The sequence below is a fragment of the Paracoccus sp. MC1854 genome, assembly GCF_014164635.1.
Classification (GTDB): Bacteria; Pseudomonadota; Alphaproteobacteria; order Rhodobacterales; family Rhodobacteraceae; genus Paracoccus.
Map to the genome: position 1 here is coordinate 135,512 of NZ_JACJFU010000009.1, position 18,725 is coordinate 154,236.

Genomic DNA, 18,725 nt, shown 5'->3' on the forward strand with positions numbered 1-18,725 from the left:
TTATCATGGCCTTCCGTCTGAAACTCGTCCCCGACAACACGAAGATCGACTTCTTCCGCTGGCAGTGGCTGACCACCGGCATCTCCTTCGTCCTGATGGTTGCTTCGGTCATCATCGCCCTGACGATGGGGCTGAACTTCGGCATCGACTTCAAGGGCGGCACCACGATCCGGGCGGAAAGCTCGACCGCCTTCGAGGTCAGCGACTACCGGCAGGCCCTTGAGGCGCTTGATCTCGGCGATGTCTCGATCACCGAGGTCTTCGACCCCACCTTCGGCGCCGACCGTCATGTGGCGCAGATCCGCATCGGCGCGACCGACGACACCGGCTCGGTCACGCCCGAGGAACTGAACCGGATCGAGGCCGCGCTGCAGGTGGTCGATCCGAATGTCAGCTTCGCGGCGGTGGAATCGGTCGGTCCCAAGGTCTCGGGCGAGCTGATCATGACCGCCATCTACGCGGTCAGCGCAGCGGCCCTTGGCATCCTGCTGTATATCTGGCTGCGGTTCGAATGGCAGTTCGCGGTGGGCGCGGTCACGGCGCTGATCCATGACGTGCTGATCACGGTCGGAATCTTCTCGCTGTTCCAGTTGCGTTTCGACCTCACGACCATCGCGGCGCTGCTGACGATCCTCGGTTATTCGGTCAACGACACGGTGGTGGTCTTCGACCGGCTGCGCGAGAACCTGATCAAGTTCAAGACGATGCCGCTGATTGACATCATGAACCTGACGGTCAACGAGACGCTGTCCCGGACGGTCATGACGGCCATGACCACGGCGCTGGCGCTGGCGCCGCTGCTGATCTGGGGCGGGGACGTGATCCGCAACTTCGTCTTCGCGATGTTCCTGGGCGTCTTCATCGGGGCCTACTCGACGGTCTACCTGGCGAAAAGCATCGTGCTGTGGCTGGGCGTGCGCCGCGACTGGGGCAAGCCCGAGAAGACGCAGAAGGCCGAGCGGGACGAACTGGCGGGCACGCCCTTTCAGGACGCGCCCTGATGGCGATGCGCGAAACCGACTATCCCGACGGTATTCCGGTGGACGGCTACGGCCCCGGCTTCTTCCGCGTGGCGGGTCAGGTTCATCATGGCCCGGTGCTGCTTGCCGGCGAAGATCTGCGGCCCTGGGGCGGGCTGGATGACGTGGACGGGCTGACGGGCCTCGGCGGGTCGGTCGATGTACTGTTCATCGGCATGGGCGCCGAGATCGCGCGACTGCCCGCATCCCTGATGGCCGCGATTGAAGACGCGGGGCTGATGGTCGAGACGATGTCCACCCCCAGCGCCGCCCGCAGCTACAACCTCACGCTGTCCGAGGGGCGGCGCGTCGCCTGCGCGCTGATCCCCGTCTGATGCCGCTGGTCGAGGCGAGGGGCCTCGCCGTGTCCCGAGGTGGCCGCCGCGCTGTCGAAGGGATCAGCTTCGTACTGGACCGGGGAGAGGCGCTGATCCTGCGCGGCCCCAACGGCATCGGCAAGACGACCCTGCTGCGGACCGTGGCCGGGCTGCAGCCGCCGACCGAAGGCGAGATCATCACCGATCCCGACGTGATCGCCTATTCCGCCCATGCCGACGGGCTGAAAAGCGCGCTGAGCGTCATCGAAAACCTGCGCTTCTGGCGCGAGGTCTTCGGCGGACCTGCCGTCGAACCGGCATTAAAGGCGATGAACCTGACTGCCTTGGCCGAGCGACCGGCGGCGATGCTGTCGGCGGGGCAGAAGCGTCGGCTTGGCCTTGCGCGGCTGCTGGTAACGGGACGCGCGGTCTGGGTTCTGGACGAGCCGACCGTCTCGCTGGATGCGGGTTCGGTCGCATTGTTCGCGCAAGTGGTCCGCGCCCATCTGGCGCAAGGGGGCGCGGCGCTGATGGCGACCCACATCGACCTTGGGCTGCCCGAGGCGCGGGTGCTGGACCTGGGCGCCTATCGCGCCACTGCAGGGGCGCCTTCTCGGGCACCCGCAAGCTTCGACGAGGCCTTCGGATGAATGACCTTGGCCTTTCACTGTGGGGGCGAGGGCATTGCACCCTCATGAACGAGAACGGTGTTTTATGAATTGCCTCAAGTGAGAGCGTCATGCTCGCCCTGCTGATCCGTGACCTGAGGCTCGCCACGCGGGCCGGGGGCGGCTTCGGCCTCGGCCTTGCCTTTTTCCTGATCGTCTGCACGTTGGTTCCCTTTGGCGTCGGGCCGGAAGGGGGCACGCTGGCCCGGATCGCGCCCGGCATCCTGTGGGTCGGGGCGCTGCTGGCGTGCCTGCTGTCGCTGGACCGCATCTTCGCGCTGGACTGGGAGGACGGCAGCCTCGACCTGCTCGCCACCGCGCCCCTGCCGATGGAAGGCGCGGTGCTGGTCAAGGCCGCCGCCCACTGGATCACCACCGGCCTGCCGCTGGTCGTGGCCGCGCCGGTCTTCGGCATCCTGCTGCATCTTCCCTCGGAGGCGCAGCTCTGGCTGGTCGCCGCGCTGCTTCTGGGAACGCCGGCGCTGTCGATGCTGGGGGCCTTCGGCGCGGCCCTGACCGTGGGCCTGCGCCGCGGGGGGCTGCTGATGTCGCTGCTGGTCCTGCCGCTCTATGTGCCCACGCTGATCTTCGGGGCCGAGGCGGTGCGACGCGGGGCCGCAGGCGGTGACGGAACGACGCCTCTGGTGCTGCTGGCCGGGATCACCCTTCTTGTGCTGGCCGCGATCCCCTTTGCCGCGGCGGGTGCCCTGCGGGTCAACCTGCGGTGAGGGGACTTCACGGCGCCGCCTTGGGCGGCTAGAGGAAAGACCATGTCGATCTGGGAATATGCCAACCCCGTCAAGTTCATGCGGACCTCCGGTGCGGTTCTGCCGTGGATCATCGGGGCCACGGCCATCTGCCTGCCCATCGGGCTGGTCTGGGGCTGGATGACGCCCGAGGACTACAAGCAGGGCGCGACCGTCAAGATCATGTTCCTGCATGTCCCGTCCGCGATGATGGCGATCAACATCTGGATCATGATGCTGGTCGCCTCGCTGATCTGGCTGGTCCGCCGCCACCACGTCAGCGCGCTGGCCGCCCGCGCGGCAGCGCCCATCGGTGCGGTGATGACGCTGATGGCGCTGGTCACTGGCGCGGTCTGGGGCCAGCCGACCTGGGGAACATGGTGGGAATGGGACCCGAGGCTGACCTCGTTCCTGATCCTGTTCCTGTTCTACCTGGGCTACATGGCCCTGTGGTCGGCGATCGAGAACCCTGACAACGCCGCCGATCTGACGGGCGTTCTGTGCCTCGTCGGCTCGGTCTTTGCGCTGCTGTCGCGTTATGCGGTGAACTTCTGGAACCAGGGGCTGCACCAGGGCGCAACCATCAGCGTGGCGCCGGGTGACCGGATCAGTTCGGTCTACAGCTATCCGCTGTATGCCTGCATGCTGGGGTTCTTCCTTCTGTTCGTCACGCTGCTGCTGATCCGCACCCGCACCGAGATCCGCCGCCGCCGCACCGCGGCCCTGCTGGCAAGGGAGATTCGCGCATGATGACCGAGCTTGGACGCCACGCAGTCCCGGTGCTGACCGCCTGGGGCATTTCCGGCGTGCTGATCGTGGGCCTGATCGCCCAGACGCTGATCGCCGCAGCACGGGCGCGTCGTGCGCTGGAGAAGGTGGAACGCCGTGGCTAGGATCTCTCCGCTTGTCGCCATTCCGCCGCTGGCCTTCGCGGGCCTTGCCGCCATCTTCCTGTGGGGCATGGGGCGGGACAATCCGAACGAACTGCCCTCGGCCTTCGTGGGGCGGCAGGCGCCGCCGGTCTCCGCGACCACGCTGTCCGGCAAGACGCAACTGACCGACGCCGACCTGCGGACGGGCGAGGTGACGGTTGTCAACTTCTGGGCAAGCTGGTGCCCGCCCTGCCGGGCCGAGCATCCCACGCTGGAGGCCCTGACGGCCGAGGGCATCAAGGTCGTCGGCATTGATCTCAAGGACCCTGAACCTGCGGCGCTGCGCTTTCTGTCGGAACATGGCGATCCCTTCGCCGCGATCGCCACCGATCCGCAGGGCCGCACGGCGATCGAATGGGGCGTGACCGCCCCGCCCGAGACCTTCATCCTGGACGGCGAGGGCAACATCCTGCACCGCCACGCAGGGCCGCTGGTGCGCGAGGATTACACCGACCGCTTCCGCCCCGAACTGGACAAGGCACTGGCCGCCGGAAGCTGAGGGCGCAGCGCCTTGCCTGCACCCCCGGCTCCCGGCCCCCCGATCACCAGATGAAGTCGTCGGACCCGAGGCTTGCCAGCGAGGTCCACTCGATCTTCAGCGAGGCCGAGCCATCGCGGAAATAGACGTGCCCGCCCGACTGGCTCAGGTGGTCCCGCACATCGGCAAAGCTGTCCAGTCCGGCAAAGCTGCGCAGGTCGATCCTGTCATCCTCGCTGTCGAAGTTGCGGATTGTGTCCTGCCCCGCGTTGAAGATGAACAGGTCGTCGCCCTCGCCGCCCCGCAGCATGTCGTTGCCACCGCCGCCGTCCAGCGTGTCGCTGCCTTCGCCCGCGGCCAGGTCGTCGTTGCCGCCGCCGCCGCGGATGCGGTCGTTACCCTCTCCGCCGATGACGATGTCGTTGCCCGCGCCCGAGTCGATGGTGTCGTTGCCATCCAGCCCGAAGATCCGGTCGCCGCCCGCGCCCGAGGAAATCCAGTCGTTGCCATCGCCCGCGTTGATGGTGTCGGAACCGGAGGCCGACCAGATCGTGTCGTTGCCGTCTCCGGCATTGATCAGGTTGTTCCCGAGGCCGCCGTGGATATAGTCGTTGCCGTCGTCAGCGGTGATGGTGTCATTACCATCGCCGCCCCAGATCGAGTCCTCGCCATCGCCGCCGGTGAGGAGGTCGTTACCAGCGTCACCCCATAGGCGGTCGTCGTCGTCGCCGCCATTGATGGTGTCGTTGCCGGTGCCGCCCCAGATCGAGTCCTCATCGTCGCCACCGTTGAGGAGATCGTTGCCTGCCTCACCCCAGATGCGGTCATCGTCATCGCCGCCATGGATGGTGTCGTTGCCTGCGCGGCCATAAAGACGGTCGTCACCGTCGAACCCGCGGATCAGGTCGCCCAGCGGGGTGCCGTAAAGAGTGTTCGCCCTGTCGTTTCCGTTGATGATCGCCATGCCGATTCTCCTTGCCTGACCGGGTGTGGTCACGAAGACAACGTATCACGGAGAAAAATATTCCCGTGACGCCATTGCGACCGGCGGGTGTTTGCTGACCGGCGATAGAGGGGTTCTGACCCGTGATGGGAAGAAGGCGTTCCTGTTTTCGCCTGCGGTATCCGTCGTGCATTCAGGACGCCGGAAAGGCCCAGAAAAGAGGCCCCGGTTTCCCGGGGCCTTGATGATATGTCCAGACAGGCTGCCTGACAGGCTCAGGACTTGGCAAGGTTGCGCAGCACGTAGTGCAGGACTCCGCCGTTCTTGAGATATTCGATCTCGACCTCGGTATCGACGCGCGCCTTGAGCTGCACGGTCTTCTCGGTCCCGTCGGCGTAGCGGATCGTGGCGGGCACGAGCGCCAGCGGCTTGAAGTCGCCTGCCAGCCCGGTGATCGAGATTTCCTCGTCGCCCTTCAGGCCCAGGGTCTTGCGGTTGTCGCCGCCCGTGAACTCGAAGGGGATCACGCCCATGCCCACGAGGTTCGAACGGTGGATGCGCTCGAAGCTTTCGGCGATGACACCCTTGACGCCCAGCAGGTTGGTGCCCTTGGCCGCCCAGTCGCGGCTGGAACCCGCGCCATATTCGACGCCCCCCACCACGATCAGCGGAACGCCCCGGTCCTTCCACGCCATCGCGGCGTCGTAGATCGATGCCTGCTGCCCGTCCGGGCCCTTGGTGTAGCCGCCTTCGACGCCCTCCAGCATCTCGTTCTTGATGCGGATGTTGGCGAAGGTGCCGCGCATCATGACCTCGTGGTTGCCGCGGCGCGAGCCGTAGCTGTTGAAGTCGGCGGGCGCGACCTGACGCTCGATCAGGTATTTCCCGGCCGGGGTCGTCGGCTTGAACGAGCCGGCGGGCGAGATGTGGTCGGTGGTGATCATGTCGCCGAGGACCGCCAACACCCGCGCGCCCTCGATGTCCGAGATCACGCCGGGTTCCTGCGACATTCCCCGGAAATAGGGCGGGTTCTGGATGTAGGTCGAGGTCGACGGCCAGTCATAGGTCTCGCTGTCCGTGGTCTCGACCGCCTGCCAGCGCTCGTCGCCCTTGAAGACGTCGGCGTATTTCTTCTGGAACATCTCGCGGGTCACGACCTTGTGGACAAGGTCGCTGACCTCCTGCGAGGTCGGCCAAATGTCCTTCAGAAAGACGGGCTGGCCGTCCTTGCCCGTGCCCAGCGGCTCGGTCGTGATGTCGATGTTCATGTCGCCCGCGATGGCATAGGCCACGACCAAGGGCGGGCTGGCCAGGTAGTTCGCCCGCACGTCAGGCGAGATCCGCCCCTCGAAGTTGCGGTTGCCCGACAGCACCGACACGGCCACCAGGTCGTTGTCGTTGATCGCCTTGGAAATCGCCGGCTCCAGCGGCCCCGAGTTGCCGATGCAGGTGGTGCAGCCGAAGCCCACGAGGTCGAAGCCCAGCGCGTCCAGATCCTCCTGCAGGCCGGCGGCGTTCAGGTATTCGCTGACCACCTGCGATCCAGGGGCCAGCGAGGTCTTGACCCAGGGCTTGCGGTTCAGCCCCAACGCCCGCGCCTTGCGGGCGACAAGGCCCGCTCCGATCATCACGTAAGGGTTCGAGGTGTTGGTGCAGGAGGTGATCGCCGCGATCACCACCGAGCCGTCATGCAGCGCGTAATCCTTGCCTTCGACCGCGGCACGCGCAATCGAGCCGTCCCGGTCGCCGCCCGGGATGTCGTCGGGGTGCGGCATGGGTGCGCCGCCTTCCGCCGTCATCTTCGCCTTCTGCTGGACGGGCGCCGTCGGCGCGGGCGGCAGGCTGCCGATGTAATCCTTGAAGGTCTGGGCGGCGGCATCCAGCGCGACGTGGTCCTGCGGGCGCTTCGGCCCCGAGATCGCCGGCACCACGTCGTCCAGGTCGAGATGCAGGGTCGAGGTGAAGACAGGCTCGAAGCCCTTCTCGCGCCACATGCCGTTGGCGCGGGCATAGGCCTCGACCAGCGCGATGCGGTCCTCGTCGCGGCCGGTCTGGCGCAGGTAGCGCAGGGTCTCGTCGTCGATCGGGAAGAAGCCGCAGGTCGCGCCGTATTCGGGCGCCATGTTGGCGATGGTGGCGCGGTCGGCCAGCGGCATGTTGTCCAGCCCCTCGCCGTAGAACTCGACGAACTTGCCGACGACCTTGTGGTCGCGCAGCATCTTGACGACCTTCAGCACGAGGTCGGTCGCGGTCACGCCCTCGCGCAGCGCGCCCGTCACCTTGAAGCCGACGACCTCGGGGATCAGCATGGAAATCGGCTGGCCCAGCATCGCGGCCTCGGCCTCGATCCCACCGACGCCCCAGCCCAGCACGGCAAGGCCGTTGACCATGGTGGTGTGGCTGTCGGTGCCCACCAGCGTGTCGGGATAGGCCACGGTCTTGCCGTCCTGGTCGGTGTCGGTCCAGACGGTCTGCGCCAGATACTCCAAGTTCACCTGATGGCAGATGCCGGTGCCGGGCGGCACCACGCGGAAGTTGTTGAACGCGCCCTGGCCCCATTTCAGGAACTGGTAGCGTTCCATGTTCCGTTCGTATTCCAGATCGACGTTGCGCTGGAAGGCGCGGGGGTTGCCGAACTCGTCCACCATGACCGAGTGGTCGATGACCAGATCGACCGGGTTCAGCGGGTTGATCTTCTGCGCGTCACCCCCCAGCGCCACGATCCCGTCGCGCATCGCGGCAAGGTCCACAACCGCCGGGACGCCGGTGAAGTCCTGCATCAGCACGCGGGCCGGACGATAGGCGATCTCGCGGTCGGACTTGCCGCCGTTCTGCGCCCATTCGGCGAAGGCCTTGATGTCGTCCACGCTGACGGTGAAGCCGTCGTCCTCGAAGCGCAGCATGTTTTCAAGCACGACCTTCAGCGAGGCCGGCAGCTTCGAGAAATCGCCCAGTCCCGCCTGGGTCGCGGCGGGGATCGAGTAATAGGCCACGGTCTTCCCGCCGACCGTCAGGTCGCGGCGGGTCTTGGCTGTGTCTGTTCCGGTGACGATGGGCATGGCAAGCTTCCTCAGGGACAAGGTGGCAGACGACGCCCGAATTGCCCCGACTCGTCCTGCGGTGCAAGCGCTCTGGACGAGTCAGGGGGGCGCAATTGATTGTATGCGACGGTATACATAATCGTCGGAACTTGCAAGTGGGCCCGCTATGCCCGGATGCTAACGAAGCCTTGATTTGGCCTTGCCCGCCCTGCTGGCCTACTCCGATCGGCAATGATGATGTTGCCGTTAACTTTTTCCCTGTGTCCTGTCCGGCTTGCGGCCGCATTCGGCCTTGCCCTCACGGTCATGGCCGGTCCCGCCCCCGCAGAAGTCGCGCTGATCGAGGCGCCCGAAGGAGCCGGAACCCAGATCCCCGAGGGCGCCTTTTCGCTGGTGCCCGAACGCCACCCCCCCGCGGCGGGCGTGGCGCCGGGTCAGGGGCGGGTCGGGCTGGTCGGCGATCCGCCGGTGGTGATCGAGCTTTTCACCTCGCAGGGCTGCTCGTCCTGCCCGCCGGCCGATGCGCTGGTCGCCTCGCTGGCCGAACAGCCGGGTGTCCTGACGCTCAGCTGGCACGTCGACTACTGGGATTATCTCGGCTGGACGGATGAGTTCGGCCGCCCCGAGCATGCTGCCCGGCAGGAAGGCTATGCCGCCGTGGCGGGCGAGCGCGGGGTCTATACGCCGCAGATCATCGTGGACGGGCAGGACACGGTGCTGACCCTGCATCGCGCGGCGCTGATGGCGCTGATCGACGAACACCACGCCCGTCCGCCAGTGGTCATGGTCACGGCAACCGAGGCGGGCGACGGGCATGTCATCGACCTGACCCCCCGCGCCCCGATCCCCGGTGGGGTCGAGGTGACGCTGGTGCGCTACCTGCCGCATCGCACGGTGCTGGTGAAGGCGGGCGAAAATCGCGGCCGCAGCATCGTCTACAGCAATATCGTGGTCGGGACCGAGCCGGTGACCCTGTGGCCTGCGCGCGAGCCGCTGCGGCTGACCGTGCGGGCGGGCAACGATCCGAACGACGCCTATCCCGACGACACGCGGCACGCGATCCTTGTCCAGCAGGCGCTGGCAGGCGGGCTGCCGGGTCCGATCCTGGCAGCCGTCCAGTTGGACTGAGGCGGCTTGACCGCTTGGCCGGCGGCTTCTATCTGAAGCCAGCGCGGATGGCCGGATGACCGCGGGCGGCTTCGGCCCTCCGAGGAAAGTCCGGGCTCCATGCAGGCATGGTGCCGGGTAACGCCCGGCGGGGGCGACCCCAGGGAAAGCGCCACAGAGAACAGACCGCCCCTGCTTGCGGGGGCAAGGGTGAAACGGTGGGGCAAGAGCCCACCGCGGGACGGGCAACCGCACCGGCATGGCAAGCCCCACCAGGAGCAATGCCGAATAGGGATCGCGCGCGGGGCCTGGCCCCGCAGGGCCGCCTGCGCCCCAGCAGATCCGGGTTGGCAGCTAGAGCCCGTCGGCAACGGCGGGACCAGAGGAATGGTCATCCACGGGGCGCCCCCTCTACAAGGGCACCCCCGGACAGAACCCGGCTTACAGGCCATCCGCGCATGATTTCCATGGGCTTTCACGCAGAATCCGGTTGACTCGGGGCGCGCTGGCCTTAAAAGGCGGGCTTCAGGAATTTCACGGGGTTATCGGACTGGCCTACGGCCCGCCCCGAAGCAGGAGCAGGACCAATGGCGAAGCCGACGACGATCAAGATCCGGCTGAACTCGACGGCGGGCACCGGGCATTTCTATGTCACCAAGAAGAACGCCCGGACCATGACCGAGAAGATGACCGTCAACAAATACGACCCCGTCGTGCGCAAGCACGTCGAATACAAGGAAGGCAAGATCAAGTAAGATCTCCTTTTCCGAACGACCAGAACCGCGCCCGGCTGCTGCCGTGGCGCGGTTTTCCTTTTCCTGGCCGCAGACCAGAGCCTCGTGAAACCAGGGCCGCGGCCAACGCCCCTGAGCCGCAGGCGGGCTTGCCGCCGGTCTGATCCTTCCTTGTCACCGAACCTGCACCGGCGCGTCATCCTGCGGTCGCAGCGGGCAGGCATCACGGCCTCGCGGCAGGACGAGGCAGCCATGGCGTTGATCGCGCTGGATAGCGGAGCAGGGGCACGACCCGACCTGTGGGCCCGCGCGGCCAGCCTGCCACCCGGCGCACCAATCATCATCATGCTGCACGGCTATCGCTTCTCGCCCGAACGCGCGGAAACCTCGCCGCACAGGCACATCCTGTCACTTGATCCCGATCCCCGGGCACGGCGGGCGGTGTCATGGCCCGCGGCGCTGGGGTTCACCGCGGATGGCGACGAAGGGCTTGCCATCGCCCACGGCTGGCCCGCGCTCGGGCGGTTCCGGCAGGCCCATGCCCGGGCCTCGCGGGTAGGGGCCGATCTTGCCGGACTGATCGACCGGCTGGCGCTGGCAGCGCAGCGCCCCGTGGCGATGATCGGGCATTCGCTGGGGGGCAGGGTGGCGCTGTCGGCGCTGCGCCGGGCGACGCCTGGCGCGGTCGGCCGGGTCATCCTGCTGAGCGCGGCCGAGTTGCGCCACGATGCCGAGGCCGCCATCGCCAGTCCCGCCGGGATGCTGGCCGATGTCGTCAACGTTACCTCGCGCGAGAACGACCCCTATGACTTGGGGTTGGAACTGCTGCTTTCAGCCGGGCGTCACAGCGCGCTCGGCTTCGGGCTGGACCGGCCGCGGGGGAACTGGCTCGACCTGCAGATCGACGATGACAGCACGCTGGACGGGCTGCGGGCGCTGGGTTTCCCTATTGCGCGCGGGGCGAGCCGGGCCTGCCACTGGTCGCCCTATCTGCGGCGGGGGCTGTTCGACGTCTGGCGCGCGATCCTCTGCACGCCGGCGGAACTGCCGCTGGCCTCGCTGGCGCGCTGCCGCCCCGAACAGCCGTCGCGGCGCTGGTCGCGGCTTCTGGCGCCGCCCTTCGCCGCAGGGGCGCCTCAGCCGACGCCGGGACCGCTATCCTTCGGGGCCGAAAGCGCATAGCGCCCGAAGACACGGGCGTTCAGGACGAAGAACAGCATCGTCAGGACGATCAACCCGACGGTCTTGAAGACGACCCAGACGGTGTCGCTCTGCGTCCGCCAGATCAGTTCGTTCAGCGCCGCAAGGCCGAGGCAGAACCAGATGATCCGGTGGGTCAGGATACGCCAGCCCTCGGGCGACAGTGGGATCGCCTCGCCCAGCGCAAGGCCAAGCCAGTTGCGGCCCAGCGCCGCACCGACGCCCAGCAGCGCGGCAAAGGTCAGGTAGATCAGCGTCGGCTTCATCTTGATGAAGCGGGGGTCGTTCAGCCAGACGGTCAGCCCGCCGAAGACCACGACCACCACCAGCGTGACAAGCTGCATCACCGACAACTCGCCCGTGCGCGACCACAGAAGGGCATTGGCGGCGATGGTCAGCGGCACAAAGACCAGCGTGGCGAGAATCAAGCCGGGATATTCCTGCCCCCACAACATGACCGTCCGGTCGCGGTAAAGCAGGAACACCGCCAGAAAGACGATCAGCGGCCCGTAGTCGAGCGCGGCCTTGAACTTGGGGGACATGGGCTGCCTTTCGCGGGTAAGGGACGGCAACCATCTAAGGGATACCATCGTTTCGGATCAACCCGACCCGTTGAATTGCATCACATGGAACCAAGGGGAAGACCATGGCCGTCGCCGTCACCGGAGCCACCGGCCAGCTTGGCCGCCTGACCATCGAGAAGCTGAAAAAGCTGCTGCCGTCCGGGCAGATCGTCGCGCTGGCCCGCTCGCCCGATAAAGCCGCCGATCTTGCGGTCGAGGCGCGGCTTTTCGACTATGACCGGCCCGCGACGCTGGCACCGGCGCTTGCCGGAGTGGACAAGCTTCTGCTGATCTCGTCCAGCGAGGTCGGCAAGCGCGCGGCTCAGCATCAGGCCGTGATCGACGCGGCGAAGCAGGCGGGTGTCGGCGAGATCGTCTATACCAGCCTTCTGCACGCCGACCGCTCGCCCTTGTCGCTGGCTGAGGAGCACCGCCAGACCGAGGACGTGCTTGCCCGGTCGGGCATTCCGCACACGATTCTGCGGAACGGCTGGTATGCCGAGAACTACACCGGCAACCTGAAGGCGGCGATTGCCAACAGTGCGCTGATCGGCGCGGCGGGGAACGGCCGCATCTCGGCCGCGGCGCGTGCAGATTATGCCGAGGCTGCGGCCGTGGTGCTGGCAGGCCAGGGCCATGCCGGCAAGACCTATGAACTCGCGGGTGATACCGCCTGGACGCTGGAGGATCTGGCGGCCGAGGTTTCGGCGCAGACGGGCAAGCAGATCCCTTATCGCAATCTGTCCGAGTCCGATTACGCCGAGGCGCTTGCCGGCATGGGCCTGCCGCAGGAGATGGCCGCGGCGGTCGCAGGCTTCGATGCGGATGCGGGCCAAGCAGCGTTGTTCGAGGACGGCCGCCAGCTTTCGGCGCTGATCGGCCGGCCCACCACGCCGCTTGCGGATGTGGTCAGCGCCGCCCTTTAGAACGGGACGTCGCCGTTGGTTCCACCCGCAGGCTGGACATAGGCCGCCTTGATGGTCTTGAAGCCCGCCGGGAACTCGACCGTGAGTGTGTCCTCGGCGATGCCCATGACGCTGCCGGTGCCGAACTTCTGGTGGTAGACCCGGTCGCCCACGGCAAAGCGGGCAGAGGGTTCGGCGTCGATCACGATGGGCGGGCGGTGCGAGGGGCCGGGCCGCACGGCCGCGCGGTCCTGCATCCGCTTCCAGCCGGGCGAGTTGTAGACATCGGCGCGGCTGGCCCGATCGTGCATGGTCGATTGCGCGAAGGGCTGGCCCGTCACCTGCGCCGCGGCCCCGAAGCCGCCGCCGTAAAGGCCGGGGGGCGTCAGCACCTCGACGTGATCCTCGGGCAGTTCGTCGATGAAGCGGGATGGCAGCGAGGATTGCCATTGGCCATACATCCGGCGGTTGCCGGCAAAGGTGATCGTCGCAAGTTCCTCGGCGCGGGTCAGGCCGACATAGGCCAAGCGCCGTTCCTCCTCCAAGCCCTTCAGGCCAGATTCGTCCATGCTGCGCTGGCTGGGGAACAGCCCGTCCTCCCACCCCGGCAGGAAGACGATGGGGTATTCCAGGCCCTTGGCGGCATGGAGGGTCATGATCGACACTTCCTCGGCCTGCTCGCCCTCGGCCACGTCCATGACCAGCGCGACGTGTTCCAGGAAGCCCTGGAGGTTGTCGAACTCCTCCAGCGCCTTGACGAGTTCCTTGAGGTTGTCCAGCCGCCCCGGCGCGTCGGGCGAGCGGTCGTTCTGCCACATCGCGGTGTAGCCGGATTCGTCCAGGATGCGCTCGGCCAGTTCGACATGGTTCACGGTGGAATCCAAGGCGTCGGCGTGCCAGCGGCCCATGAACTGCGTGAACTGCCGCAGGTTGGACGCGCCCTTGCCGGTCAGCGCGCCCGAGGCGACCACGGCCGCCGCGCCTTCCAGCAGCGACAGACCCTCGGCCCGCGCCTCGCGCTGGATGGTCTGGATGGCCTTGTCGCCGAGGCCCCGCTTGGGGGTGTTCACGATCCGCTCGAAGGCGAGGTCGTCGGTGGGGCTGACGGCCAGCCGGAAATAGGCCATCGCGTCGCGGATTTCCTGCCGTTCGTAGAAGCGGGGGCCGCCGATCACGCGATAGGGCAGGCCGATGGTCATGAAGCGGTCCTCGAAGGCCCGCATCTGGTGCGAGGCGCGCACGAGGATCGCCATGTCGTTCAGGCTGCGCTTGCCGATGGAATGGCGGTGGCCGCCGTGGAAGGCCTCGATCTCCTCGCCGATCCAGCGGGCCTCGGCCTCGCTGTCCCAATGGCCGATCAGGCGGACCTTCTCGCCCTCCTCGGCCTCGGTCCACAGGGTCTTTCCCAGCCGGCCCTTGTTCGCCGCGATCAGCCCCGAAGCGGCAGCAAGGATGTGGGGGGTGGAGCGGTAGTTCTGTTCCAGCCGGATCACCTGCGCGCCGGGAAAATCCTGCTCGAAGCGCAGGATGTTGCCGACCTCGGCCCCGCGCCAGCCATAGATGGACTGGTCGTCGTCGCCCACGCAGCAAATGTTGCGGTGTGCCTGCGCCAGCAGCCGCAGCCACAGATACTGCGCGACGTTGGTGTCCTGATATTCGTCCACAAGGATATAGCGGAAGCGGTCCTGCCACTGCGCCAGCACGTCGGGGTGCGCCTGGAAGATCATCACGCAATGCAGCAACAGGTCGCCGAAATCGACGGCGTTCAATTCCAGCAGCCGCCGCTGATATTGGGCGTAAAGCTTCGCACCCTTGCCGTCATAGGCGTGCGATTCGCCTTCGGGCACGCGCGAGGGCGTCAGCGCCCGATTCTTCCAGTCGTCGATCAGCCCGGCCAGCATCCGCGCGGGCCAGCGCTTGTCGTCGATGTTCCCGGCCGCAATCAGTTGCTTCAGCAGCCGGATCTGGTCGTCGGTGTCCAAGATCGTGAAGCTGGACTTGAGGTGGACCTGTCCGTCGCCCACCAGTTCGGCATGGCGGCGCAGGATCTTGACGCTGACGGAATGGAAGGTGCCGAGCCAGGGCATCCCCTCGACCGTCTCGCCCATCAGGCGGGCAACACGATCCTTCATCTCGCGCGCGGCCTTGTTGGTGAAGGTCACGGCAAGGATGCGGCCGGGCGTGGCGCGGCCCTGCGTCAGCAGATGGGCGATTCGCGTCGTCAGCGCGCGGGTCTTGCCGGTGCCCGCGCCCGCCAGCAACAGGACGGGGCCGTCCAGCGTCTCCACCGCCAGCCGCTGCGCCGGGTTCAGCCCGTCAAGGTAGGGCGCGGCGCTGCCCGTCATCGCCCGCTGGGACAGGGAAGGGCGGGCGGCGGCCTCGAAGGCGTCGTGATCGTCGAACTGGCTCATGCGGCCTAACATAAAGAACGCGGGCCTTTCTGCAAAGCCCGCGTTCTCATTCCGTTCACGTTTGCGCTGACTAGATTAACGTGGTTGTCCCACAGCCTTCTCGGCCAGACGCTCGGCCGCCTCGTCCTTCTTCAGTGCGGCGTCATGCCCCGGCGCGGTCTTGACGAGCGAGACAATGACCCCGGTGGCAAGGATCAGGAAGGTCACGGTCAGCGAGATCATCGGCGGCACCTTCTCGATCCCGATCGCCTCGGCCACCAGCACCTTGCCGCCGATGAAGATCAGCAACGCGGCCAGCGCCGGCTTGAGATAGGCGAAACGGTGCAGGATCGCGGCCAGCGCGAAATACAGCGCCCGCAGGCCCAGAATGGCGAAGATGTTCGAGGTATAGACCAGATAGGGGTCGGTCGTGATGGCAAAGATCGCGGGCACCGAGTCGACGGCGAAGACGAGGTCGGCGAACTCGATCACGATCAGCGCCAGGAACAGGGGCGTGACGAAGGTCCGCATCTTGCCCGACTGTCCGGGCTGGCGGACGAAGAAGCGGTCGCCCACGAAGCCGTCGGTCACGCGCAGGTTCCGCTGCATCCATTTCAGCACGCGGTTCTGCGACAGGTCGCTTTCATCCTCGTGCCCCGAGCGCAGCATCTTGATGCCGGTGACGACCAGGAAGACGGCAAAGACCAGCAGCACCCACTCATACCGCTGCACCAGCGCCGCGCCGAAGCCGATCATGATCGCGCGCAGGACGATCACGCCGAGGATGCCCCAGAACAGAACCCGGTGCTGCAGGTGCCGGGGCACGGCGAAGAAGCCGAAGATCGTGGCGATGACGAAGACGTTGTCCATCGCCAGCGACTTCTCGACCACGAAGCCGGTCCAGTATTCCAATGCGGACTGCTGGCCGAGCTGCGCCCAGACGAAGCCGCCGAAGGCCAGCCCGATGGCGATGTAGAATGCGGACATCAGCAGCGACTTGCGCACGCCGATTTCCTGCTGCCCGCGGTTCAGGACGCCAAGGTCCAGCACCAGCAGGAACAGCACGATGGCAAGGAAGATGGCCCACATCCATACGGGTTGGCCAAGAAAAAGGGAGGTCAGCTCCATGTCGTCCTCTGCGTTGTGTTGCGTGATGCGACCGACATCACGATCCGCAGAGATCGCCAGAGGGGCCCGGTCGAGGAGCCTTCAACCTAGGGACGGCTTCGGAAGCGTCAAGGGGATGATTGCGCTTTTTCGGCCGGGGGAGTATCGGCGCCCCATGGCCGACCGCAAGCTCCATCCCCGCACCCGTTCCGTCCACCACGGCATCCGCCGCAGCCAGTATGGCGAGATGGCCGAGGCGCTGTTCCTGACCCAAGGGTTCGCCTACGACAGCGCCGAGCAGGCCGAAGCGCGGTTCCAGAAGGTGGGTCCCGACGAGTTCATCTATGCCCGCTACGGCAACCCCACCAGCCGGATGTTCGAGGACCGCATGGCCTCGCTGGAGGGGACCGAGGACGCCTTTGCCACTGCATCCGGCATGGCGGCGGTGAATGGCGCGCTGATGGGCATGGTCGCGCCCGGCGACCGTGTGGTATCCTCGCGCCAGTTGTTCGGTTCCTGTCTTTACGTCTTGGATGTTCTGAAGAAATTCGGCGTGGACGTGGTGCTGGTGGACGGCACCGACCTTGACCAGTGGCGGGCGGCGGTGACGCCGGGCACCAAGGGCTGCTTCTTTGAGACAGTCTCGAACCCGACTCTTGAGGTCATGGATATTGCTGGCATCGCCGAAATCGCCCATGCAGCGGGCGCGTTGGTGATTGCCGACAATGTCTTCGCCACCCCGGTCTTTTCCCGCGCGGTGGAACAGGGCGCGGATGTCGTCGTCTATTCCACCACCAAGCATGTTGATGGCGGCGGCCGTGCGCTCGGCGGCATCATCTGCGGCACCCGCCAGTTCGTGCGCGAGGTGGCCGAGCCTTACCTCAAGCACACCGGCGGCGCGATCAGCCCCTTCAATGCCTGGATCATGCTGAACGGGCTGACGACCATGGATCTGCGTGTCCGCGCCATGGCCGACAGTGCGCTGCTGGTGGCGCAGGCGCTTGAGGGCGAGGGACTGCCCACGATCTATCCGGGCTTGCCGTCGCATCCGCAGCATGACCTCGCGATGCGGCAGATGGGGTCCGGCGGCACGATGATCGCCTTCGACCTCGGCACGCAGGAGGCAGCCTTTGCCATGCTGAACCGGCTGGAGCTGGTGTCGATCTCGAACAACCTCGGCGATGCCAAGTCCATTGCCACCCACCCGGCGACCACCACCCACCAGCGGTTGGGCGAGGCCAGCCGCGCCACCATGGGCATCGGGCCAGGGCTAGTTCGGCTGTCAGTGGGGCTGGAACATCCCGACGACCTGATCTCCGACTTGTTGGGGGCCTTGGCTTAAGCCTCTGGCCTTTCGGGCGCGGTTCCCCATATTCGGGGCAACGCATAGCCTCTGGACGCGCCATGACCCGCAACAAGCCGTTCATTCCCGTTTATCCTGCACTCAGCCGGACTTATCCGTCCGACTTCAAGGTGGACGAACAGTATCGCGCCAACCTGCCGGACCTGCAGAACGGCCCGGCCAGCCTGATCGTCGGCGCCCGCAAGGTCATCCAGCACGTCGGCATTTCCCATTTCCGCCTGCCGATCCGCTATCGCCGCCGGGACGGGGGCGAGATCATGCTGGAAACCAGCGTGACCGGCACCGTCAGCCTCGACGCCGACCGCAAGGGCATCAACATGAGCCGGATCATGCGGTCCTTCTACGCCCATGCGGAAAAGCAGTTCTCGCTGGGGGTGCTGGCGGCGGCGGTCAGCGACTACAAGGACCACCTCGATTCCTTCGACGCGCGGCTGCAGATGCGGCTGTCCTATCCGATACAGGTCGAATCGCTGCGTTCGGGCCTCAGCGGCTGGCAGTATTACGACATCGCGATGGAGTTGATCGACCAGGGCGGGCAGCGCCTGAAGGTCATGCACTTCGATTACGTTTATTCCTCGACCTGCCCCTGTTCGCTGGAACTGTCGGAACACGCCCGCGAATCGCGCAGCCAGCTGGCGACGCCCCATTCCCAGCGCTCGATCGCCCGTATCTCGGCAGTGATGGAAGGCGAGGAGAAGCTGTGGTTCGAGGACATGGTGGCACTCTGCCGCCGCGCGGTTGCGACCGAGACGCAGGTGATGGTCAAGCGCGAGGACGAGCAGGCTTTCGCGGAACTGAACGCCGCGAACCCGATCTTCGTCGAGGACGCCGTCCGCGCCTTCGCCCACGAGCTGGAACTGGAACCCCGCGTCGGCGACTTCCGCGTGATCGCGAGCCACCAGGAATCGTTGCATTCCCACGACGCCGTCAGCCTGCTGACCGAGGGGCCGACCTTCGCGCAGGTCAGCCTCGACCCGATGACCTTCGCCGGGCTGCGGGCCTGAGCGCCGCATTCCTTTTTCATTTCCCATTCAACGAGCCAGATCATGTCGTCTCATCTCATCATCATCCGCAATGCCTGACTTAGAGCGCCTAACAAAACCGCCTCTCGTGCGTTAGGGGACATGAGCAAGCCCCTTGTATCCGATGATCTGTGGGCGGCGCTGGAGCCGTTGCTGCCGAGGCCGCGGCCCAAGCCCCAGGGCGGCCGTC

Annotated in this window: 18 protein-coding genes and 1 other RNA gene; 14 read left to right on the forward strand and 5 right to left on the reverse strand. The window is 66.5% G+C overall.

Annotated elements, in window-relative coordinates; all coding sequences use genetic code 11:
• Positions 1 to 5: 5 nt before the first annotated feature.
• The 7 genes from secF (at position 6) to H5395_RS09970 (ending at position 4,181) form a co-directional block, all read left to right on the forward strand.
• The gene (gene secF / locus H5395_RS09940) at positions 6 to 1,001 is read left to right on the forward strand and encodes a protein translocase subunit SecF (RefSeq protein ID WP_182792417.1); all 996 of its coding nucleotides are present in this window, start codon (positions 6 to 8) and stop codon (positions 999 to 1,001) included.
• A complete protein-coding gene (locus H5395_RS09945) occupies positions 1,001 to 1,354 on the forward strand; it encodes an Mth938-like domain-containing protein (RefSeq protein WP_182792418.1) in 354 nt (117 codons plus the stop codon). Before secF ends, H5395_RS09945 begins: the two co-directional genes overlap by 1 nt.
• On the forward strand, positions 1,354 to 1,986 hold the full coding sequence (gene ccmA, locus H5395_RS09950; protein ID WP_182792419.1) for a heme ABC exporter ATP-binding protein CcmA: 633 nt from the start codon (positions 1,354 to 1,356) through the stop codon (positions 1,984 to 1,986). Before H5395_RS09945 ends, ccmA begins: the two co-directional genes overlap by 1 nt.
• An 89-nt stretch (positions 1,987 to 2,075) precedes the next feature.
• Complete coding sequence (gene ccmB, locus H5395_RS09955; RefSeq protein ID WP_182792420.1) at positions 2,076 to 2,732, forward strand: heme exporter protein CcmB; 657 nt, start codon at positions 2,076 to 2,078, stop codon at positions 2,730 to 2,732.
• Positions 2,733 to 2,774: 42 nt separating this feature from the next.
• Positions 2,775 to 3,500, forward strand: coding sequence for a heme ABC transporter permease (locus H5395_RS09960; RefSeq protein ID WP_182792421.1), 726 nt, complete (start codon positions 2,775 to 2,777; stop codon positions 3,498 to 3,500).
• Positions 3,497 to 3,643 carry a heme exporter protein CcmD gene (gene ccmD, locus H5395_RS09965; protein ID WP_182792422.1) on the forward strand — a complete coding sequence of 49 codons (147 nt, stop codon included), beginning with the start codon at positions 3,497 to 3,499 and terminating at the stop codon, positions 3,641 to 3,643. The genes H5395_RS09960 and ccmD overlap by 4 nt, the downstream gene beginning before the upstream one ends.
• On the forward strand, positions 3,636 to 4,181 hold the full coding sequence (locus H5395_RS09970; RefSeq protein ID WP_182792423.1) for a DsbE family thiol:disulfide interchange protein: 546 nt from the start codon (positions 3,636 to 3,638) through the stop codon (positions 4,179 to 4,181). Before ccmD ends, H5395_RS09970 begins: the two co-directional genes overlap by 8 nt.
• A 43-nt stretch (positions 4,182 to 4,224) precedes the next feature.
• On the opposite strand, the gene H5395_RS09975 is transcribed toward H5395_RS09970, so the two are convergent.
• Both H5395_RS09975 and acnA read right to left on the reverse strand, forming a co-directional pair.
• Positions 4,225 to 5,124, reverse strand: a complete 900-nt coding sequence (locus H5395_RS09975) for a calcium-binding protein (protein ID WP_182792424.1) — start codon at positions 5,122 to 5,124, stop codon at positions 4,225 to 4,227.
• 254 nt (positions 5,125 to 5,378) lie between these two features.
• Positions 5,379 to 8,162: an aconitate hydratase AcnA gene (gene acnA, locus H5395_RS09980; protein WP_182792425.1), complete on the reverse strand. Its 2,784-nt coding sequence runs from the start codon at positions 8,160 to 8,162 to the stop codon at positions 5,379 to 5,381.
• A 288-nt stretch (positions 8,163 to 8,450) separates the two neighbouring features.
• Here acnA and H5395_RS09985 point away from each other — a divergent pair, with 288 nt between their 5' ends.
• From H5395_RS09985 to H5395_RS10000, 4 genes are all read left to right on the forward strand, one after another.
• Complete coding sequence (locus H5395_RS09985) at positions 8,451 to 9,272, forward strand: thioredoxin family protein (RefSeq protein WP_182792426.1); 822 nt, start codon at positions 8,451 to 8,453, stop codon at positions 9,270 to 9,272.
• Between the two features lie 43 nt (positions 9,273 to 9,315).
• Positions 9,316 to 9,711, forward strand: an RNA gene (gene rnpB / locus H5395_RS09990) — RNase P RNA component class A.
• A 127-nt stretch (positions 9,712 to 9,838) separates the two neighbouring features.
• A complete protein-coding gene (gene rpmG, locus H5395_RS09995; protein WP_011750518.1) occupies positions 9,839 to 10,006 on the forward strand; it encodes a 50S ribosomal protein L33 in 168 nt (55 codons plus the stop codon).
• A gap of 150 nt (positions 10,007 to 10,156) precedes the next feature.
• The gene (locus H5395_RS10000; RefSeq protein WP_182792427.1) at positions 10,157 to 11,167 is read left to right on the forward strand and encodes an alpha/beta fold hydrolase; all 1,011 of its coding nucleotides are present in this window, start codon (positions 10,157 to 10,159) and stop codon (positions 11,165 to 11,167) included.
• Here the strand turns inward: H5395_RS10000 and H5395_RS10005 are convergent.
• Positions 11,122 to 11,727 (reverse strand): inner membrane-spanning protein YciB, encoded by a 606-nt coding sequence (locus tag H5395_RS10005; RefSeq protein ID WP_234450854.1) that lies wholly within the window; start codon positions 11,725 to 11,727, stop codon positions 11,122 to 11,124. The two genes, H5395_RS10000 and H5395_RS10005, sit on opposite strands and share 46 nt — an antisense overlap.
• A 104-nt stretch (positions 11,728 to 11,831) precedes the next feature.
• Here H5395_RS10005 and H5395_RS10010 point away from each other — a divergent pair, with 104 nt between their 5' ends.
• The gene (locus tag H5395_RS10010; RefSeq protein ID WP_182792429.1) at positions 11,832 to 12,674 is read left to right on the forward strand and encodes an SDR family oxidoreductase; all 843 of its coding nucleotides are present in this window, start codon (positions 11,832 to 11,834) and stop codon (positions 12,672 to 12,674) included.
• On the opposite strand, the gene H5395_RS10015 is transcribed toward H5395_RS10010, so the two are convergent.
• Entirely contained in the window at positions 12,671 to 15,064 is a 2,394-nt protein-coding gene (locus tag H5395_RS10015; RefSeq protein WP_182792430.1) for an ATP-dependent helicase, read from the reverse strand. The genes H5395_RS10010 and H5395_RS10015 overlap by 4 nt on opposite strands.
• Positions 15,065 to 15,139: 75 nt before the next feature.
• Positions 15,140 to 16,171, reverse strand: coding sequence for a TerC family protein (locus tag H5395_RS10020; RefSeq protein WP_182792431.1), 1,032 nt, complete (start codon positions 16,169 to 16,171; stop codon positions 15,140 to 15,142).
• Positions 16,172 to 16,325: 154 nt separating this feature from the next.
• Here H5395_RS10020 and H5395_RS10025 point away from each other — a divergent pair, with 154 nt between their 5' ends.
• Both H5395_RS10025 and folE2 read left to right on the forward strand, forming a co-directional pair.
• Entirely contained in the window at positions 16,326 to 17,492 is a 1,167-nt protein-coding gene (locus H5395_RS10025; protein WP_182792432.1) for an aminotransferase class I/II-fold pyridoxal phosphate-dependent enzyme, read from the forward strand.
• A gap of 62 nt (positions 17,493 to 17,554) precedes the next feature.
• Positions 17,555 to 18,517: a GTP cyclohydrolase FolE2 gene (gene folE2 / locus H5395_RS10030; RefSeq protein WP_182792433.1), complete on the forward strand. Its 963-nt coding sequence runs from the start codon at positions 17,555 to 17,557 to the stop codon at positions 18,515 to 18,517.
• Positions 18,518 to 18,725: the final 208 nt, after the last annotated feature.

Bases quoted from the DNA above. Each gene is read 5' to 3' on its own strand.
- H5395_RS09945 (WP_182792418.1), top strand. From the start codon at position 1,001: ATGGCGATGCGCGAAACCGACTATCCCGACGGTATTCCGGTGGACGGC.
- ccmB (WP_182792420.1), top strand. From the start codon at position 2,076: ATGCTCGCCCTGCTGATCCGTGACCTGAGGCTCGCCACGCGGGCCGGG.
- H5395_RS09975 (WP_182792424.1), bottom strand. From the start codon at position 5,124: ATGGCGATCATCAACGGAAACGACAGGGCGAACACTCTTTACGGCACC.
- H5395_RS09960 (WP_182792421.1), top strand. From the start codon at position 2,775: ATGTCGATCTGGGAATATGCCAACCCCGTCAAGTTCATGCGGACCTCC.
- ccmA (WP_182792419.1), top strand. From the start codon at position 1,354: ATGCCGCTGGTCGAGGCGAGGGGCCTCGCCGTGTCCCGAGGTGGCCGC.
- H5395_RS09985 (WP_182792426.1), top strand. From the start codon at position 8,451: ATGGCCGGTCCCGCCCCCGCAGAAGTCGCGCTGATCGAGGCGCCCGAA.
- ccmD (WP_182792422.1), top strand. From the start codon at position 3,497: ATGATGACCGAGCTTGGACGCCACGCAGTCCCGGTGCTGACCGCCTGG.
- rpmG (WP_011750518.1), top strand. From the start codon at position 9,839: ATGGCGAAGCCGACGACGATCAAGATCCGGCTGAACTCGACGGCGGGC.
- folE2 (WP_182792433.1), top strand. From the start codon at position 17,555: ATGACCCGCAACAAGCCGTTCATTCCCGTTTATCCTGCACTCAGCCGG.
- H5395_RS10015 (WP_182792430.1), bottom strand. From the start codon at position 15,064: ATGAGCCAGTTCGACGATCACGACGCCTTCGAGGCCGCCGCCCGCCCT.
- H5395_RS10005 (WP_234450854.1), bottom strand. From the start codon at position 11,727: ATGTCCCCCAAGTTCAAGGCCGCGCTCGACTACGGGCCGCTGATCGTC.
- H5395_RS10025 (WP_182792432.1), top strand. From the start codon at position 16,326: ATGGCCGACCGCAAGCTCCATCCCCGCACCCGTTCCGTCCACCACGGC.
- H5395_RS10010 (WP_182792429.1), top strand. From the start codon at position 11,832: ATGGCCGTCGCCGTCACCGGAGCCACCGGCCAGCTTGGCCGCCTGACC.
- H5395_RS10020 (WP_182792431.1), bottom strand. From the start codon at position 16,171: ATGGAGCTGACCTCCCTTTTTCTTGGCCAACCCGTATGGATGTGGGCC.
- acnA (WP_182792425.1), bottom strand. From the start codon at position 8,162: ATGCCCATCGTCACCGGAACAGACACAGCCAAGACCCGCCGCGACCTG.
- secF (WP_182792417.1), top strand. From the start codon at position 6: ATGGCCTTCCGTCTGAAACTCGTCCCCGACAACACGAAGATCGACTTC.